The organism is Flagellimonas taeanensis (assembly GCF_003584105.1).
Taxonomy (GTDB): domain Bacteria; phylum Bacteroidota; class Bacteroidia; order Flavobacteriales; family Flavobacteriaceae; genus Flagellimonas; species Flagellimonas taeanensis.
In genome coordinates this window covers 186,072-202,054 of sequence record NZ_QXFO01000024.1, presented here as the reverse complement: position 1 = coordinate 202,054, position 15,983 = coordinate 186,072, and the positions used below count along the sequence as shown (strand labels likewise).

Annotated in this window: 17 protein-coding genes; 9 read left to right on the top strand and 8 right to left on the bottom strand. The window is 47.4% G+C overall.

The annotated features are described in order from the left end of the window. Positions 1-173: 173 nt before the first annotated feature. Both D2V93_RS12945 and D2V93_RS12940 read right to left on the bottom strand, forming a co-directional pair. Complete coding sequence (locus D2V93_RS12945) at positions 174-983, bottom strand: carboxypeptidase-like regulatory domain-containing protein (RefSeq protein ID WP_119617943.1); 810 nt, start codon at positions 981-983, stop codon at positions 174-176. Next, the gene (locus D2V93_RS12940) at positions 980-1,720 is read right to left on the bottom strand and encodes a carboxypeptidase-like regulatory domain-containing protein (RefSeq protein WP_119617942.1); all 741 of its coding nucleotides are present in this window, start codon (positions 1,718-1,720) and stop codon (positions 980-982) included. Before D2V93_RS12940 ends, D2V93_RS12945 begins: the two co-directional genes overlap by 4 nt. A gap of 482 nt (positions 1,721-2,202) precedes the next feature. Here D2V93_RS12940 and D2V93_RS12935 point away from each other — a divergent pair, with 482 nt between their 5' ends. From D2V93_RS12935 to D2V93_RS18955, 5 genes are all read left to right on the top strand, one after another. Further along, entirely contained in the window at positions 2,203-3,732 is a 1,530-nt protein-coding gene (locus D2V93_RS12935; protein ID WP_147377409.1) for a hypothetical protein, read from the top strand. 2 nt (positions 3,733-3,734) lie between these two features. Beyond that, positions 3,735-4,910, top strand: coding sequence for a gliding motility-associated C-terminal domain-containing protein (locus tag D2V93_RS12930; RefSeq protein ID WP_119617940.1), 1,176 nt, complete (start codon positions 3,735-3,737; stop codon positions 4,908-4,910). A gap of 461 nt (positions 4,911-5,371) precedes the next feature. Then, entirely contained in the window at positions 5,372-6,106 is a 735-nt protein-coding gene (locus D2V93_RS12925; protein ID WP_119617939.1) for a M15 family metallopeptidase, read from the top strand. A gap of 178 nt (positions 6,107-6,284) precedes the next feature. Next, complete coding sequence (locus tag D2V93_RS12920; RefSeq protein WP_072878666.1) at positions 6,285-7,049, top strand: M48 family metalloprotease; 765 nt, start codon at positions 6,285-6,287, stop codon at positions 7,047-7,049. 122 nt (positions 7,050-7,171) lie between these two features. After that, positions 7,172-7,339: a DUF6747 family protein gene (locus tag D2V93_RS18955; RefSeq protein WP_313777786.1), complete on the top strand. Its 168-nt coding sequence runs from the start codon at positions 7,172-7,174 to the stop codon at positions 7,337-7,339. A 109-nt stretch (positions 7,340-7,448) separates the two neighbouring features. Here D2V93_RS18955 and D2V93_RS12915 read toward each other — a convergent pair whose 3' ends face one another. Continuing rightward, a complete protein-coding gene (locus tag D2V93_RS12915) occupies positions 7,449-7,829 on the bottom strand; it encodes an ankyrin repeat domain-containing protein (RefSeq protein WP_119617938.1) in 381 nt (126 codons plus the stop codon). Between the two features lie 370 nt (positions 7,830-8,199). Here D2V93_RS12915 and gpmI point away from each other — a divergent pair, with 370 nt between their 5' ends. From gpmI to D2V93_RS12895, 4 genes are read left to right on the top strand one after another with little or no spacing between them, the layout of a single operon-like run. Continuing rightward, entirely contained in the window at positions 8,200-9,717 is a 1,518-nt protein-coding gene (gpmI, locus tag D2V93_RS12910; protein WP_119617937.1) for a 2,3-bisphosphoglycerate-independent phosphoglycerate mutase, read from the top strand. 44 nt (positions 9,718-9,761) lie between these two features. Next, positions 9,762-10,580, top strand: coding sequence for a type I methionyl aminopeptidase (gene map / locus D2V93_RS12905; protein WP_072878660.1), 819 nt, complete (start codon positions 9,762-9,764; stop codon positions 10,578-10,580). Positions 10,581-10,620: 40 nt separating this feature from the next. Continuing rightward, positions 10,621-10,995, top strand: coding sequence for a GxxExxY protein (locus tag D2V93_RS12900; RefSeq protein ID WP_072878658.1), 375 nt, complete (start codon positions 10,621-10,623; stop codon positions 10,993-10,995). Positions 10,996-11,021: 26 nt separating this feature from the next. Continuing rightward, positions 11,022-11,786, top strand: a complete 765-nt coding sequence (locus D2V93_RS12895) for a class I SAM-dependent methyltransferase (RefSeq protein WP_119617936.1) — start codon at positions 11,022-11,024, stop codon at positions 11,784-11,786. Here D2V93_RS12895 and D2V93_RS12890 read toward each other — a convergent pair whose 3' ends face one another. The 5 genes from D2V93_RS12890 to D2V93_RS12870 all read right to left on the bottom strand — a co-directional run bounded on the left by D2V93_RS12890 (position 11,787) and on the right by D2V93_RS12870 (position 15,982). Then, positions 11,787-12,788 (bottom strand): FAD:protein FMN transferase, encoded by a 1,002-nt coding sequence (locus D2V93_RS12890; RefSeq protein ID WP_119617935.1) that lies wholly within the window; start codon positions 12,786-12,788, stop codon positions 11,787-11,789. It lies immediately after the preceding gene. A gap of 3 nt (positions 12,789-12,791) precedes the next feature. Continuing rightward, entirely contained in the window at positions 12,792-13,151 is a 360-nt protein-coding gene (locus D2V93_RS12885; RefSeq protein WP_119617934.1) for a Na(+)-translocating NADH-quinone reductase subunit F, read from the bottom strand. 115 nt (positions 13,152-13,266) lie between these two features. Then, a complete protein-coding gene (gene nqrF, locus D2V93_RS12880; protein WP_072878645.1) occupies positions 13,267-14,577 on the bottom strand; it encodes an NADH:ubiquinone reductase (Na(+)-transporting) subunit F in 1,311 nt (436 codons plus the stop codon). A gap of 2 nt (positions 14,578-14,579) precedes the next feature. Beyond that, the gene (gene nqrE, locus D2V93_RS12875; protein WP_072878643.1) at positions 14,580-15,323 is read right to left on the bottom strand and encodes an NADH:ubiquinone reductase (Na(+)-transporting) subunit E; all 744 of its coding nucleotides are present in this window, start codon (positions 15,321-15,323) and stop codon (positions 14,580-14,582) included. Positions 15,324-15,334: 11 nt separating this feature from the next. Beyond that, positions 15,335-15,982 carry an NADH:ubiquinone reductase (Na(+)-transporting) subunit D gene (locus D2V93_RS12870; protein WP_119617933.1) on the bottom strand — a complete coding sequence of 216 codons (648 nt, stop codon included), beginning with the start codon at positions 15,980-15,982 and terminating at the stop codon, positions 15,335-15,337. Position 15,983: the final 1 nt, after the last annotated feature.

Below are 15,983 nucleotides of genomic sequence, written 5' to 3'. Positions count from 1 at the left end.
GCTCGAGGTCAGTTCTTGGCTCTTGCTTCCTTTGTTTTTCGTCCATTTTCTCTGTTCTAGAACTTGGACTTGAATTTTTCGCCCCTTCGACTACGCTCAGGGTGACAGCTATGGTTGGCAATTCGACATCAGATATCCGACTTCTGACTCCCGGCTTCCAACACCACAAAACTTCAGTCCAAATTGTTGTTCTTACGGTAAGCACGGCTCTTCTCCACCATGAAGTCCCAAATTTTCAACTTGTCGTGGGTATCGACTGTTTGCTGGAACGTCTCGTCCACCTCACAGAAATACATAAAGTCGTCCAATTTTTCCATAGGAATCTTCAAGGTCATCACAAACAGGGAATCCACATAAAAATCCTGTACGCGTTGGGTCCTAGCGTAGGTATTGTCCACTTTCACCCGGTTCTTCAACATTTTGGTACGTCCGCTGATGGCATTGATGATGGGATTGAGCGACATTCCACCCCCTGCTCCGCCAACACCGCCGCCTGCCGTCATGGTCATGGACGATGCTTCCCGAAGCAACCGTTCACTTTGGGTCAGGGGCTTTACGTTTGCATTGGGCAGACCCAGGGCCGATGCACTCACATCCTTTTCCAAGGTCAGTTTGTCCAAGTCTTGGCTCAAGTCCCCCGAAAGGTTATAGGGTCGTACCACCACTTCTTTCAGCTCGTTGACGAACTCTTCCATGGGCACTTCCACAAAACTGGTTTTGTACAGCACTTCGGTCACGGGTACTATTTTTCTCTGGTAATGGACCGCTGAGAAGACCAACGTGTCGCCCAATTGCACATTGATGGTAAAGTTGCCATCCATGTCGGTGATCACCGCCTGCTCCAAGCTGATGTTCTGGACCACCACCCCTACCACATCCTTATCGGCACTGGTGACCCTTCCCCTCAATGCTTTCACAGGCCCATCCTGGGCGGTGGCAAAAAAGCCCACGAAGCACAGCAAAGGAAGAAAAAAATGCTTCATTCCTCATTCAAGGTTTCCAAATACTCCTTGCTCTGTGTGACCAGAAAATCAATCAGTTGGAACTCGTTATCCTTTCTGAGAAGGGTCTGGGAGGGTATCTTATCATCACAATAGAGCAAAAAGGCATCTATCTTGTCCTGCGGAAGTTTCAGGTCCACCACAAAAAACTCATCGTCATACACATGCCTGAGCACCTCGCTCACTTTTAGTGGCTCCCTTTCCTGACCATCCACTTCGCGGGATTTGAAAAGGGCCTTGAAGATGTTTACAAAATTGAGGCCGTTCTGCATGCCCCGAACGGTTTGCGATTCCGCGACGTTCACCACCTCGGTGCCCCTGTCTATTTCGTAGTCGAACTGCTTAAAATCCTCGTTCTTTACCCGAAGAAAGCCCTCTTGGTTCTCGGGGGTCACGATCACTTCGTCCAGTTCGGTCACCTTTTCGGTCACCTCCACCACCAATCGGTTGTTCTGTAAGATCTCCGGGGTGATCTTCACCACCATCAATTGGTAGTTCACCGCCGTGAACACCACTTGATCGTCCACTTTCACCGCAATAGTGAACTCCCCATCATCGTTGGTGATGGTGGCCTCGCCCGAGGTAGAGTTGATCACGTTCTCATTGGGCACATTGGTGTTTCGGTACAGTACCTTTCCACGGAGCAATTGGCGATCGTCCTGTGCCAGCGATGTAGCAGAGAACAGAAAGGAGAACACGACCAAAAGAATATTTTTCATTGTTTGTATTTTAGATTGATGCCCTTTTGGGGCCTAAACCGAGGCTTGTCATCAAAGATACGGCAAAATCAGCCGTCCAAAAGTGGCCCGACCACCCCTAAAATGACAATTGTGCCGACAGCTCTTTGCCATAACACCTCAAGCACAAGTTAAAGAAAACCCTTGAAGCCCATATAAAAAAATGTAGGGGTTCTAAACTTTTGTTAATTATACGTCCAGTGGGCAGGCAGTAGATTGCAGTAGGCGGTACGCAGCTTAGCAGTCTTGGCTATGGTTTCTTGGTTTCAAGTGTAAGGCTTGGAGTTTGCTGTCTCTTGTTTCATGTTTCTCATCCCTTGTCTCTCGTCTTTTGCCCCACCCACAACCCGCAACCCGAACTCCGTTCACCCCTGAACTTCGCATTTGGACGGGAAATGGTCAAAAAATAATGATATAAGATTAGTTTTGTGGATTACGTTAGCGAATCCTCAAATACTAACACTGTGAAAACGTACATTAGCTACTTGGTCATTGCCCTACTGATGACCCATACTCTGACCGCACAGGTCAAGATTGGCGACAATCCACAAAACCTCAACAATTCCTCTGTACTGGAATTGGAAAGTACCTCGCGTGTGCTCGTCATCACGCGGGTAAATGACCTCCAAATGAATGCCATTTCCCCCTTGCGCGGTGCGTTGGTCTATAATACCGACCACGACTGCCTACACTACTATACGGGAACGGAGTGGGTCAACATTTGTGAGGAACTGGACAATTCCTTTACGGTGAGCACCCGGGCGGACCATATGCGGCCGATCAACCCCAATGCATTGGACAATACCGTGGTGATCACGGAAACGCCCAACCCGGACGGCAGTATCAACTATAATTTTGAGGTGGGCATCATCAACGGGGCCAATATTGCCCCTTCGGCAGTGAACGGGGACAAAATCCAAAACGGTTCCGTGGGCAGCCAAGATTTGGCCCCTCGATCCGTAGGACTCTCCCATTTGCAAGATGGAGGTGCCAATGGCGACCTTTTCCAATGGAATGGCAGCGCATGGACCCTGATCAACGAAGCGGATATCAGCATCACCGAATCTCAGGATCTCGCCGACGTCATTGCTGTAGACCCCAGTGCAGGAAACCAGCAAATTAAAGATTTGCAAAACCCAACCGCAGCACAAGATGCCGCAACGAAGGCCTATGTGGACACCGAGATAACCAACAATGCCGCCAATGGGTCGGAGACCATCCTCAACAATGGAACCGACATCAATATCACCGGAAACGGAACCGCCGCCACTCCATATGTCATCAACAGTACATTTACCGAGGCACAGAACCTTGCCGATGTGATAGCCATTGACCCAAGTGCGGGCAACAGTGCCATCACCGATGTCCTGGACCCGACCGACCCTCAGGATGCCGCAACGAAGGCCTATGTGGACACCGAGATAACCAACAATGCCGCCAATGGGTCGGAGACCATCCTCAACAATGGAACCGACATCAATATCACCGGAAACGGAACCGCCGCCACTCCATATGTCATCAACAGTACATTTACCGAGGCACAGAACCTTGCCGATGTGATAGCCATTGACCCAAGTGCGGGCAACAGTGCCATCACCGATGTCCTGGACCCGACCGACCCTCAGGATGCCGCAACGAAGGCCTATGTGGATGGTATAACTGTCACCGAAGGTGAAGGAATCACAGTAACCCCCTCCGGCCAAGAATTTAATGTGACGGTTACCAATCCTGTTATTGCTATGGGAAAAATCATATCAGGAGCTCTTGGAACAAATTTTGGAATTAACAATTTTGCTAATAACACAGGTGGTTCTTATGAAATTATTTTAAGCACAACACCGTCAGATTTTATAGTGCAATTAACTACTTCTAGTAATCTTGGAGCAAGATCAATTCAAGTAACTAATCAAACTGCAAACTCATTTGAGGTACAAATTTATGAAGGCACCTCTCTTTCAGACTCTGATTGGCATTTCACTGTAATAGCATTTTAATCTTGAAACCCCTCCACCTCATAGCATTCCTATTGTTCGCCCATTTTGCAGTGGCGCAAAGCGCCCTGCACCATGCCGGCAACATGCGGGTACATTTTGGCGGTTCCAACAGTGGCCTGGGCCTGCACACCAACTTTACCAACAATGCCCCCTTTGAGCAGAACGAAGGCTTGGTGGGCTTCTATGGCAACAGTTCCATTCAGGTAAGGGGCAACACCATCCCCACGTTCAGGGATGTGGAGTTTATGGCCACTAGCGAAATCTTTTTGCATATTCCCGTACAGGTGCAAAACAATGCCAACTTTATTGAGGGCAACGTGAACACCCCTACCGATGATCAGACGGTCTACCTCAACTTTATGGAGCATGGTTTTTCCGCCAGCGAGAACGACGACTCCAAGGTCACCGGCTTTGCCGCCGTGAACAACCGCGACTTTTTTCGGTTTCCCGTTGGGGATCATCACCAACTCCGGACCTTGACGATGGAATCGGAGGGCAGTACGCCCCTGGCCGTATGTGCCTATTTTTTCGAGGACCCTTCCACACCCCTGTCCGTTCCGGGCGCTTTTGATGTGGAGGAAAAGGTAAGGGACATCGGCACCGTCACCAATCGGGAATTTTGGATCTTTCAGAGCGATGTACCCGCTAAAGCGACCATCAGCTGGAACACCCGAAGTGCTTTGGGCCTGATTCCCAATGCTACTTTGGAGGCGATAATCGTGGTGGGCTGGAGCAAGTCTTCCAACCAATGGGTCATCATCGGTAATTCCGCCATCAGCGGTGATGTGACCGAGGGTTTTGTGACCTCGGAAACCTTTGTGCCCAGTGATTATGCGGCCATTACCTTTGGCACCATTCCTTTGCCCACGGACACTTTTGCGGTGAACAACCCTACCTTGGGCAACTATTTCCTCAGTCCCAACGGCGATGGCGTGAACGATTTTCTGGTCATTGACAATATGGACGAGTCGCCCAACAACAGCCTGCGTATCTTTAACCGATTGGGCCAAAAGGTTTTTGAAAAAATCAACTACACCAACGAGTTCAGAGGTGATTCCAACACCGGGAGCTTCGTCATGAGCCAGGACGTTGGCCTTCCCGAAGGAATCTATTATTACCTGGTCACCCTGGACGACCTCAACCTGCAATACACCGGCTTCCTCTTCCTGGATCGCTGATTTCCAAAGAACCCATTCCACAGCTAGGGCAATCTATTATGGGTTGTGGTTGGAATTTGTCAGTTCGAGTGATTTTTGATGGTTGAGCGAAGTCGAAACCAATGAAAAATTGTATCGAGAACCACAACTTCAAGCCGAATATCCCGTCCTATATATGGATAAATTTTGATCTCTTTTTGGCTCCATTGACAGATTATTGCGATTTTTACGTTGTTTGATGGGAGGAGGTTCTATGGTCCATGAACAACGGCCACACTGAGCTGGCACCCTGAGCGTAGTCGAAGTAAGTCGAAGGAGTAGAAAACCCAAGTCCAACTTCAGGTTCAAGAAATGAGAAAACAGAACCACGAAAAATGACGAAAGACAAAAGAAACAAGAGTAGAGAACTGATCTCATGCATCCAGCACAACAAACATTGACCCAATAGCTAAATAACCGAACAACGGCATAACGTATCTACGATGAAAAGAAGGACTTTTTTAAAAACCACCTCCGTATCGGGCCTGGCCTGTGCCCTGCCCCCATTTTTTCCTTTTCCGACCAATGACGAATACACCACCGAAGAGCTCATGGGAAAGGCCAAGGTGGAACTTTTCGGAGAAGGCATCAACCTGAGGAAAGCGGCACACGATTCCTTTTTGGAGATGAAAAAGGCCGCCTATTCAGCCGGGTTCGACATCAAGATCGTTTCCAGTTTCAGGGATTTTTACCGACAGGAGGGCATTTGGGAGCGTAAATACCTTAGCTATACCGAGGACGAGCGACTGTCCCCCCTAAAGGCCATCGACAAGATCATTGAATATTCCACCATCCCCGGCACCAGCAGACATCACTGGGGTACCGACATCGACATCATAGATGGTTATCCCAAAGCATCGGGAGATGTGCTGGTCCCCAGAAAATTTGAAAACGGGGGACCTTACGAGGGGCTAAAGCTATGGTTGGACGAGAACTCGGAAAAGTTCGGGTTTTATCTGGTCTATACCAATGACCCCAGACGAAGGGGCTTCAAATATGAGCCTTGGCACTATAGCTATGCGCCCATTTCCATTCCCATGCTCACCGCATACCGCAGGTTGAATGTTATGAAACTGTTGCTCCAGGAAGAGTTTCTGGGCATTGAGCACTTCACGGCCGGGTTTGTACGGACCTATGTCCAAGACCATATTTTGGACATCAACCCAAAACTTTTGTAGCCATTGCGCATTTTGATTAAAATTTGTCAGTTCGAGTGATTTTTGATGGTTGAGTGAAGTCGAAACCAATGAAAATCGTATCGAGAACTAGAATTTCAAGCCAAAGAATCTTCAAAATGCACTGCACATTTTTATAGCCCTTTTTTCGTATCTTCAACTACCGCTAAACACGAACACCATGAGAAGAGGGAGTTGGAGGATCCGAATCTTGGTTGGCCTTGCCATTGTGGCCTTTGCCTTTATCCGTCGCTGTAGCAACCAAGAAGAAAACCCCTATACCGGGAGGGTCCAGAACATTGACATGACCACGGAACAGGAAATTGCCATTGGGCTGCAGAGCGCACCCGAAATGGCGCAACAGCACGGAGGGCTATATCCCGATGAGCGTTTGCAGAACCTCGTGGACAAGGTGGGCAACCGGCTTGTCCAGAACAGCATTGCCAAGGAGACTCCATATAGATATGATTTCCATTTGCTGGCAGACGACCGCACCATTAATGCCTTTGCCCTTCCGGGCGGGCAAATTTTCATCACTTATGCCCTGTTCTCCCAACTCAACGAGGCCCAATTGGCCGGCGTACTGGGGCACGAGATAGGTCATGTGATCGGCAGGCACTCTGCGGAACGTATTGCCGAGAGCGGATTTTGGCAGACATTGGCCACTGGCGCATCCGTGGGTGGCGATATGGGAAGTGTGGTGAGTGGTATTGGACAGAACACCTTGTTGAAAAATGGGCGTGGCGACGAACTGGAGAGCGATGACCTTGGCGTGCTGTTCATGATTGAATCTGGATATGACCCCCATGAAATGATCCAGGTGATGGAAATTTTAAAATCGGCAGCAGGGCCCAATCGGGTCCCCGAGTTTCAGAGCACCCACCCCGACCCGGAAAATAGAATCGAAAAGATCAAGGAAGCCATAGCCAAATATTCAGGTCGATAGAATCGACACGTTCATCGAGAAAAGGACACAAGTCATTAGATTTCACTATCTTTGAGGTAACCCCAAATCCTACAACATGCATTTGCTTACCCATTTGTGCTATCTAAACGAGAGAACACATTATGGGAACACTATTACACTTTAAGCACCTCTATTTTGAGGCATTTGACGATTGTAAACCAAGCTTTGTGGTACTTTTTTTGAAAGGGTACTCCATCTTTTGTGCGGTTATGCTGTTCATGGCGGTATATGCATTTTTGTACAGGGCTTTTACAGGCTTTGAATTCTGAGCCAAAACATACTCTTTTGCAAGAACACTAAACTAGGTAAAATGAGGCAAAAAAAGGCCCATCCTTAAGGATGGGCCTTTTTGTTTGGACGAATAAACTCTTTTTTCTTTTACATAGCGGTTTCCAAAAGAGCCAGTACATCAGTGGCATTGGACAACTCGGCATGTTTCTTTACCGAATAGCCCTTGTCACAGCGCTGTTTTAGGTTGGCTCCATTGTCAATGAGCACCTGCAGTACCTCTGCCTTGTTGTACCGTGCTGCATAATGCACAGGGGCCATGCCCAAGGATTTTTGGTTCACATCCTCTCCAAGTTCAATAAGTTTTTTCACGGTCTCAACGTCGCCCTGCATCACAGCCTTGCAAAAGCTGCTGAGTTCTGGAACTGTTGTGGTAAGGTTCGGATTTTCATTGGAAGGAAGTTCGTTGGCGGAAACGCCGGTCACTGCTAGCATGCACAATGCAGCTACTGCAAAAATTGCTTTTTTCATGATGATTGTTTTTTGATTAATGAATTATAACTTCTGTAAAAATAGACTCCCCTAGAAGCAAGATGTTACACGATTAACACTTAAATAACTAAATTTTAACAACCTTTCAATTTTAACATAAAATAATTAACAATTTCGCAATCAGAAAATTAGGGAAACCCTAGGGCATCCAAGCAGATCATTTTATTTTTGTGGATTGTCCTGATTTTATCAGAAACAAAACTTTCGTCAACCTGAACTTGTTTCAGGTTCTCATTGAATTACTGATTTTCTATGCTATGGGATTCCGAAATAAATTCGGAATGACACGTAAAAGAGATCATTACTTATAACGGATATTCAATATTTTTGAAAACATAATTTCCATCACATGAACAAGAAGGTCATTTTAATGATATTGGACGGTTGGGGGAAATCCCCAGACCCCAAAGTTTCCGCCATAGCACAGGCAAACACCCCATTTGTGGACTCACTCTATACCCAATACCCCAATGCGGACCTGCTCACCGATGGTATGAACGTTGGTCTGCCCGAAGGACAAATGGGCAATAGCGAAGTGGGACATATGAACTTGGGCGCAGGCAGGATCGTGTACCAAGACCTGGCCAAGATCAACAAGGCCGTGAAGGAGGATACCCTGAAAAACGAAAAAGTGATCCAGGAGGCCTTTGCTTTTGCCAAAGGCAACAACAAAGCGGTACATTTTCTTGGCCTGGTGAGCGATGGAGGCGTACACAGCCACATAGACCACCTAAAAGCACTGATCAAGGCCGCCGATGAAAGCGGTGTCAAGAATGCATTCGTTCATGCCTTCACCGATGGCAGGGACGTTGACCCCAAAAGCGGGAAAGGTTTTTTGGTCGATCTGGTCAACTTCTGTTCAGATAAAAGCACCAAACTAGCAACGGTCATCGGAAGGTACTACGCCATGGACCGGGACAAACGATGGGAACGGGTAAAACTGGCCTATGATGTAGTGGTGAACGCCGAAGGAGAAAAGATACAGGACATCGGCAAGGCCATGCAGGAAAGTTATGACGAAGGGGTCACCGACGAGTTCATCAAACCCTTGGTGCTAACAGATGCCAATGCAGAGCCTTTGGCCAAAGTCCAACCAGGGGACGTAATCATCTTCTTCAACTTCAGGACCGACCGTGGCAGGGAGCTTACCCAGGCATTGAGCCAACAGGATTTCCATGAGCAGAACATGCACAAAATGGACCTGTATTATGTCACCATGACCAACTATGACGAATCCTTCAAAGGGGTCAAAGTCATCTATGACAAGGACAACATCAAGGAAACCTTGGGAGAAGTACTCTCCAAAAATGGAAAAAAACAGATCCGGATTGCGGAAACGGAGAAATACCCACACGTGACCTTTTTCTTCAACGGCGGACGCGAGGAACCCTTTAAAGGGGAACAACGCATCCTCTGTCCATCACCAAAGGTGGCCACCTACGACCTCCAACCGGAAATGAGTGCCTACGAGATACGCGATGCCATCATCCCTGAACTCCAAAAAGGTGAGGTGGACTTTGTCTGCCTTAATTTTGCCAACCCCGACATGGTGGGCCACACCGGAGTCATGTCAGCGGCCATCAAGGCCTGTGAAACGGTAGATGAATGTGCCAAGGATGTCATTACCGCAGGATTGGAAAATGGATATACCTCCATTGTCATTGCCGATCATGGCAACTGTGACACCATGGTGAATCCGGATGGCAGCCCCAACACGGCCCACACCACCAACCCGGTACCTTTGATCTTGGTGGACAAGGAACTGAAGCAGATAAAAAGTGGTGTTCTAGGGGACATTGCCCCGACCATCCTAAAACTGATGGGAGTGGCACAGCCTGAAGCGATGACACAAAAACCACTCGTTTAGACAAAGATGGGCAAATTCCATAGAATCAATTTATCTTTGCAGCTATGATTCAAGTCAAGACAGCAGAGCAAATCGAATTGATGCGTGAAAGTGCCTTAGTGGTCTCCAGGACCTTGGGCATGTTGGCCAAGGAAATCAAACCGGGGGCCAATCCCTTGCATCTGGATAAAATGGCCGAAGAATTCATCAGGGAACAAGGGGCAGTTCCTGGATTTTTGGGCATGTACGATTTTCCCAATACCCTGAACTGGAGCCCCAATGCCCAAGTGGTACACGGCATTCCAAACAATGACCCCTTGAAGGAAGGCGATATTGTATCCGTGGATTGCGGTGCACTCAAAAATGGTTATTACGGGGACCATGCCTACACTTTTGAGGTGGGCGAAGTGGCCGAGGAGACCAGAAAGCTACTGCGGGTGACCAAGGAGTCTCTATATATCGGTATTCGGGAATTCAAGGAAGGGAACCGAGTGGGCGATGTGGGCTACGCCATCCAAAAGTACTGTGAGGACCATGGCTATGGTGTGGTACGCGAACTGGTGGGCCACGGCTTGGGAAGAGAACTCCATGAAGATCCCCAAATGCCCAACTATGGAAAAAGGGGGCGTGGGAAAAAATTCGTCAATGGTACGGTGGTCGCCATAGAACCCATGATCAACATGGGAACAAGGCGCATCAAACAGCTGAAGGACGGATGGACCATTCTCACCGCGGACGGCAAGCCCAGTGCACACTTTGAACACGATGTGGCTTTGGTCGACGGAAAACCGGAACTACTTTCCACCTATCAATACATCTATGATGCCCTGGGCATCACCAGTGATGAAGAGGATGAATTCCGGAGCAAAAAATTGGTACTTTAGTGTAAAGAATTGACACTAATTTCACCAATTACTCCAATAAATGTCCCAAATCATTTATAAACACGAGTCCTACTTTGTCATTGGTCTATGTATGAATGTCCATAATGAACTTGGCAAGGGATTCAGTGAAGCTGTTTATGGCGATGCTCTTGAAATTGAGCTCAAGTCCAACGGAGTCCCTTTTCAAAGAGAGGTCAAATTCAATATTGAGTATAAGGGCAAAACACTGAAGCATCAATATTATGCCGATTTTATAGTGGATGACAAAATTATTCTGGAATTAAAGGCCATAGAAAAAATATCCAGTGGCCATATCAAGCAAACCATGAATTACTTGGCTGCATCCCAAATGAAGCTGGGCTTGATTGTGAATTTTGGCGAGGATCAACTTACGTATAAGAGAGTTTTACTTTAAGTCATTCGTGTAAATTTGTGTAATTCGTGTCAAAAATTTTTAAATACCTTCTCAATCTTATTCCAAGACCCCTTCTAATTAGATTGAGTTATTGGGTACGCCCCTTGATCGCTCTTTCCCTAAAGGGAAAAAACTTTACCGACCCCATTGATGGCAGAACTTTCAGGAGCTTCCTTCCTTACGGCTATGAAAATCCGCGGGAAAATGTACTCTCTCCTTCCACGCTCTCCTTGGAAAGGCACCGCCTGCTTTGGCTTTATCTCAAAAACGAAACGGATTTCTTCACCAAAACGCACCAAGTTTTGCACTTTGCCCCTGAACAGGCCTTTTACAAAAGGTTCAGAAGGCTGAAAAACATCGAATATACCACGACCGACCTCAATTCGCCTTTGGCGGATGTGAAAGCGGACATCTGCAACCTGCCCTTTGCCGACCATAGTTTTGATGTGATCCTTTGTAACCATGTATTGGAGCATATCCCCAACGATACCAAAGCGATGCAGGAACTCTTTCGGGTGATGAAACCGGGAGGGTGGGGCATTTTCCAGATTCCGCAGGACCTAAAACGGGAAAGGACCTTTGAGGACGACACCATCACCGATAAAAAGGAGCGGGCCAAAATCTTTGGACAATACGACCATGTGCGTATTTACGGAAGGGACTATTTTGACAAACTCCGCAGCGTGGGATTCACAGTCGAGGAAGTGGATTACACTTCCGTTCTTCCAAAGGAAGCCGTGGAACGGTACCGATTGGCCAAAGGGGAGATCATTCCTTTGGTGCGGAAATGATCATTGTGCAACCAACGTTTTGAACCCGGGAGTCATATATTCGTTGGTATTTCCCTCTTCATCCAAATAAATGATGTAAGCTTCCAATTCTCCGTGGTCCCCAAGAATCTTTTGGGACTCTTCCAAATCCATGGCCATAAAGGTCGTGGCAAAGGCATCGGCCAACGCACAGGTGTTCGCAACGACGCTGGTAGCCAATACATTGGAACTTTTGGTGTATCCCGTTTTGGGGTTGATGGTGTGCACATATTTCTTTCCCGTTTCAGGGTCCACCCTGAATTTTCGGTAGTTGCCCGAAGAGGCCATGGCCCTATCCTTAAGGGAAACTATCTGCTTGAGTTGGCGGCCCTCCTCGACTTGCGGGTCGTCTATGCCCACGGTCCATTGTTTTTCAGAAACCAGGTTGGTTCCTTTTGCCAGTACTTCTCCCCCCACTTCCACCAGATAGTTCTTTATGCCCTTGGCATCCAACATGGCCCCCAATCGGTCTATGGCATAGCCTTTGGCCACGGCATTAAAGTCAAAACGGATGGCAGGATGTGCCTTAAATATGGTATTGTCCTTATTGATGGCCACTTTGTCCCATCCCACATAAGCCAAGAGGCTATCTACCCGCAGGCTGTCCAGTTCTAGCTGTTCTCCGGGACCAAACCCCCACGCATTGGCCAAAACGCCCACAGTGGGGTCAAAATAGCCGTTTGAGGCCTTGTGTACCTTGTTCGAAATCTCAAAAACTTCCCTGAACATTTCATCCACAACAATGGTGGAGTCTCCTGCATTGATCTTGGAGATGTCCGATGTGGGAATGTAGGTGGACATAGATTGGTTCACCACTTGGAAAACAGAATCGATCTCTTGTTGGTAGTCCAATTCACTATCTGAAATATAAATGATGGAATACGTAGTGCCCAGTGCATTGCCCCAATTTTGGTTTTTGGTCCATTGCCCTTTCGTGCAGCATAAAAACAATAGGGACACCCCTAAAATGAATGTCTTTTTCATGGTCTATATCTCAATCAATCCTTGGTAGTCCACAATATACTCTTCATCCAGATACAACGGTAGCCCCCTGTCCTCAGCATTGGAAAGTCCTACCCCGGCATAAAAGGTCTTTGCTTCGAATTTCAGGGCATGGTCCTTCACGATCTGCATCAATTCAGCATCATATTCCCTTGGGTCCAGCGGAAACTCCACATTGCGCACCACGATAAAGTGCAGCAATTTTTCCTTGAGGCATACGTATTGGGGATTCTTTTTCAATTTACTGTTGATGGCCATAAACTCAAAGCCATCGGCCTCCAGTTCCCGTCCCACTATGTTCATGGCCAGGTTGTGCAGTTCCTGTTCTGTCAATTCTCTTCCCATAAGTAACAAAAAACCGATGCTTTGGGCATCGGTCGGTTTTTATATATTCCCCTCGTTGACCGCCCCGAAACCAATTTCGGGGCAAGTGTTTGAGGTCAAGTTTTCAACTTTTGGTCTATCCTCCAAAGTCATCGAACCTGATATTCTCATCTGGAATACCAAAATCCTGGCCCATTTTCTCTACCGCCTTGTTCATCAAGGGTGGTCCACAGAAATAGAGCTCAATATCTTCGGGAGTCTCATGGTGATTCAAATAATTTTCGATAACACAATTGTGGATGAACCCAACAAAACCATCACCTGCCTCATCATTGATGTCTTTCTTTACTTTCCAGTTGTCCTCTTCCAAAGGCTCGGAAAGTGCCATGTAGAACTTAAAGTTCGGAAATTCATTTTCCAATTTCTTGAAGTGGTCAATATAGAACAACTCCCTCTTGGAACGTCCACCATACCAATAGGTCACTTTTCTATTAGTCCGTAGAGTCTTGAACAGATGGTACAAATGTGAACGCATCGGCGCCATTCCGGCCCCACCACCAACATAGAGCATTTCGGCTTCGGATTCGTTGATGAAGAACTCACCGAACGGACCTGAAATCACCACGGGGTCGCCTGGCTTCAACCCAAAGATATAAGAGGAAGCGATTCCGGGGTTGACATCCATCCACCCATTTTTGGACCGGTCCCATGGCGGTGTCGCGATACGTACGTTCAACATGATTTCCCTTCCTTCGGCAGGGTAAGAGGCCATGGAATAGGCCCGCTCCACAGTTTCCGGATTCTTCATGACCAAGGGCCATAGATTGAACTTGTCCCATTCATTCTTGAACTTGTCCGGGGTTTCATGTTCCTCTGGGTGGGCCGTAATATCGATATCCGAATATTTCACCTCACATGGGGGTATCTCGATCTGGATGTAGCCCCCTGCCTTATAGTTCATTTCTTCGGGAATCTCCACCACAAACTCCTTGATGAAAGAGGCCACATTATAGTTCCTGACCACTTTGGCATTCCATTTTTTGATTCCAAAGACCTCTTCAGGAATGGTAATCTCCATATCCTGTTTTACCTTCACCTGACAGGCCAATCTCGCCCCGTGTTGCAATTCCTTTTTCGAGAAATGGGGGGTTTCGGTAGGCAATGCCTCACCTCCGCCCGATAGCACATGGCATTCACATTGGATACAGGTTCCACCCCCTCCACAAGCGGAAGGCAGGAATATTTTTTGGTTCCCCAAGGTGGAAAGAAGCGAACTTCCTGACCCTACCTCTATCTTTTTCTCACCGTTGATGGTGATGGTAACAGGACCTGAAGGGGACAATTTTTCTTTTGTAAAAAGCAACAATGCCACCAACAACAACAACAAAACCAAAAAGGCTACTACGGTAATCAGAATGGTACCTCCGGTACTTGCGGCTAAAATCATCTTTACTTGTTTATAACTTCGTTATAGGAGACTGTTTTTTCTTCGTCCTCCAGTTCCTTTTTGATCTCTTTTTCTTCTTTGGCCTCCACGGTAGTGGTCGCAGTAGGCTCTTCAGGCGGTTCATTGTCACCTGTGAGCATTCCTCCAAAACTCTGGAAACCAATACCCATCAACCCCGTAATGATAAAGGTAATCCCTAGGCCACGCAATGGTGCGGGCACATTGGAATATCTGATTTTTTCACGAATGGCAGCAATGGCCAAAATGGCCAAGAACCATCCTATCCCTGAGCTCACCCCATAATTCAGTGCCAATCCCAAGTTCGGGATCTCACGGGCCTGCATGAACAGGGAACCTCCCAAAATGGCACAGTTCACAGCGATCAGGGGCAAGAAAATACCCAATGAGTTGTATAGGGAAGGTGAAAATTTTTCGACCACAATCTCCACCAATTGCACCATGGTGGCAATAGTGGCGATGAAAAGGATGAACGAAAGGAAGCTGAGGTTGTAATCGGCATACTCAGGCCCTAACCAAACCAAGGCCCCATCCTTCAGTAAATATTGGTCCAGCAACCAGTTGAGCGGCACGGTAACACCCAAAACGAATATTACGGCGGCCCCCAAGCCTACGGCAGTGGACACTTTCTTGGACACGGCCAAATAGGAACACATTCCCAAAAAAACCGCGAACACCATGTTGTCTATGAAGATCGACTTGAAAAAAAGTTCTAAATGCTCTATCATGTTTCCTCAGTTTATGCTTCTTCTATTAATGACCTGTTTCTGGAACGTTGTACCCAGATGATGATGCCCACTACGATCAATGCAGCCGGCGGGATGATCATGAAACCATTGTTCTCGTACCCGATGGAATATAGGCCCGTCTTTGTCACGGGATCTCCAAGTACCTTGAACCCAAACAGGGTCCCAGAACCCAAAAGTTCCCTGAAAAATCCGACAATGACCAGTATGATACCGTATCCTGCCGCGTTTCCTATACCATCCAAGAAAGATTTCCATGGCCCGTTACCCAAGGCAAAGGCCTCAAAACGCCCCATGATGATACAGTTGGTGATGATAAGCCCCACAAAGACCGATAGGGTCTTGCTGAGCTCGTAGGCAAAGGCTTTGAGCACTTGGTCCACAATGATCACCAAGGTGGCCACAACCACCAATTGCACAATGATCCTGATTTTTGACGGGATAATGTTACGCATCAATGAGATGACCACATTCCCCATGGCAAGGACAAACATTACGGATATTGCCATTACCACGGAAGCCTTGAGCTCGGCGGTAATTGCCAAAGCGGAGCAGATACCCAATACTTGAATGGTGATAGGGTTGTTGTCCGCCAAGGGATCCAATATCAGATTCGCATCTTTTTTTGATAGTAGCGCCATA

What these genes read in the sequence shown, in the direction of transcription:
- nqrF (WP_072878645.1), bottom strand. Translation starts at nt 14,577, where the DNA reads ATGATTTTAGCCGCAAGTACCGGAGGTACCATTCTGATTACCGTAGTA.
- D2V93_RS12925 (WP_119617939.1), top strand. Translation starts at nt 5,372, where the DNA reads ATGAAAAGAAGGACTTTTTTAAAAACCACCTCCGTATCGGGCCTGGCC.
- D2V93_RS12870 (WP_119617933.1), bottom strand. Translation starts at nt 15,982, where the DNA reads ATGGCGCTACTATCAAAAAAAGATGCGAATCTGATATTGGATCCCTTG.
- D2V93_RS18955 (WP_313777786.1), top strand. Translation starts at nt 7,172, where the DNA reads ATGGGAACACTATTACACTTTAAGCACCTCTATTTTGAGGCATTTGAC.
- D2V93_RS12920 (WP_072878666.1), top strand. Translation starts at nt 6,285, where the DNA reads ATGAGAAGAGGGAGTTGGAGGATCCGAATCTTGGTTGGCCTTGCCATT.
- nqrE (WP_072878643.1), bottom strand. Translation starts at nt 15,323, where the DNA reads ATGATAGAGCATTTAGAACTTTTTTTCAAGTCGATCTTCATAGACAAC.
- D2V93_RS12900 (WP_072878658.1), top strand. Translation starts at nt 10,621, where the DNA reads ATGTCCCAAATCATTTATAAACACGAGTCCTACTTTGTCATTGGTCTA.
- gpmI (WP_119617937.1), top strand. Translation starts at nt 8,200, where the DNA reads ATGAACAAGAAGGTCATTTTAATGATATTGGACGGTTGGGGGAAATCC.
- map (WP_072878660.1), top strand. Translation starts at nt 9,762, where the DNA reads ATGATTCAAGTCAAGACAGCAGAGCAAATCGAATTGATGCGTGAAAGT.
- D2V93_RS12945 (WP_119617943.1), bottom strand. Translation starts at nt 983, where the DNA reads ATGAAGCATTTTTTTCTTCCTTTGCTGTGCTTCGTGGGCTTTTTTGCC.
- D2V93_RS12890 (WP_119617935.1), bottom strand. Translation starts at nt 12,788, where the DNA reads ATGAAAAAGACATTCATTTTAGGGGTGTCCCTATTGTTTTTATGCTGC.
- D2V93_RS12915 (WP_119617938.1), bottom strand. Translation starts at nt 7,829, where the DNA reads ATGAAAAAAGCAATTTTTGCAGTAGCTGCATTGTGCATGCTAGCAGTG.
- D2V93_RS12940 (WP_119617942.1), bottom strand. Translation starts at nt 1,720, where the DNA reads ATGAAAAATATTCTTTTGGTCGTGTTCTCCTTTCTGTTCTCTGCTACA.
- D2V93_RS12885 (WP_119617934.1), bottom strand. Translation starts at nt 13,151, where the DNA reads ATGGGAAGAGAATTGACAGAACAGGAACTGCACAACCTGGCCATGAAC.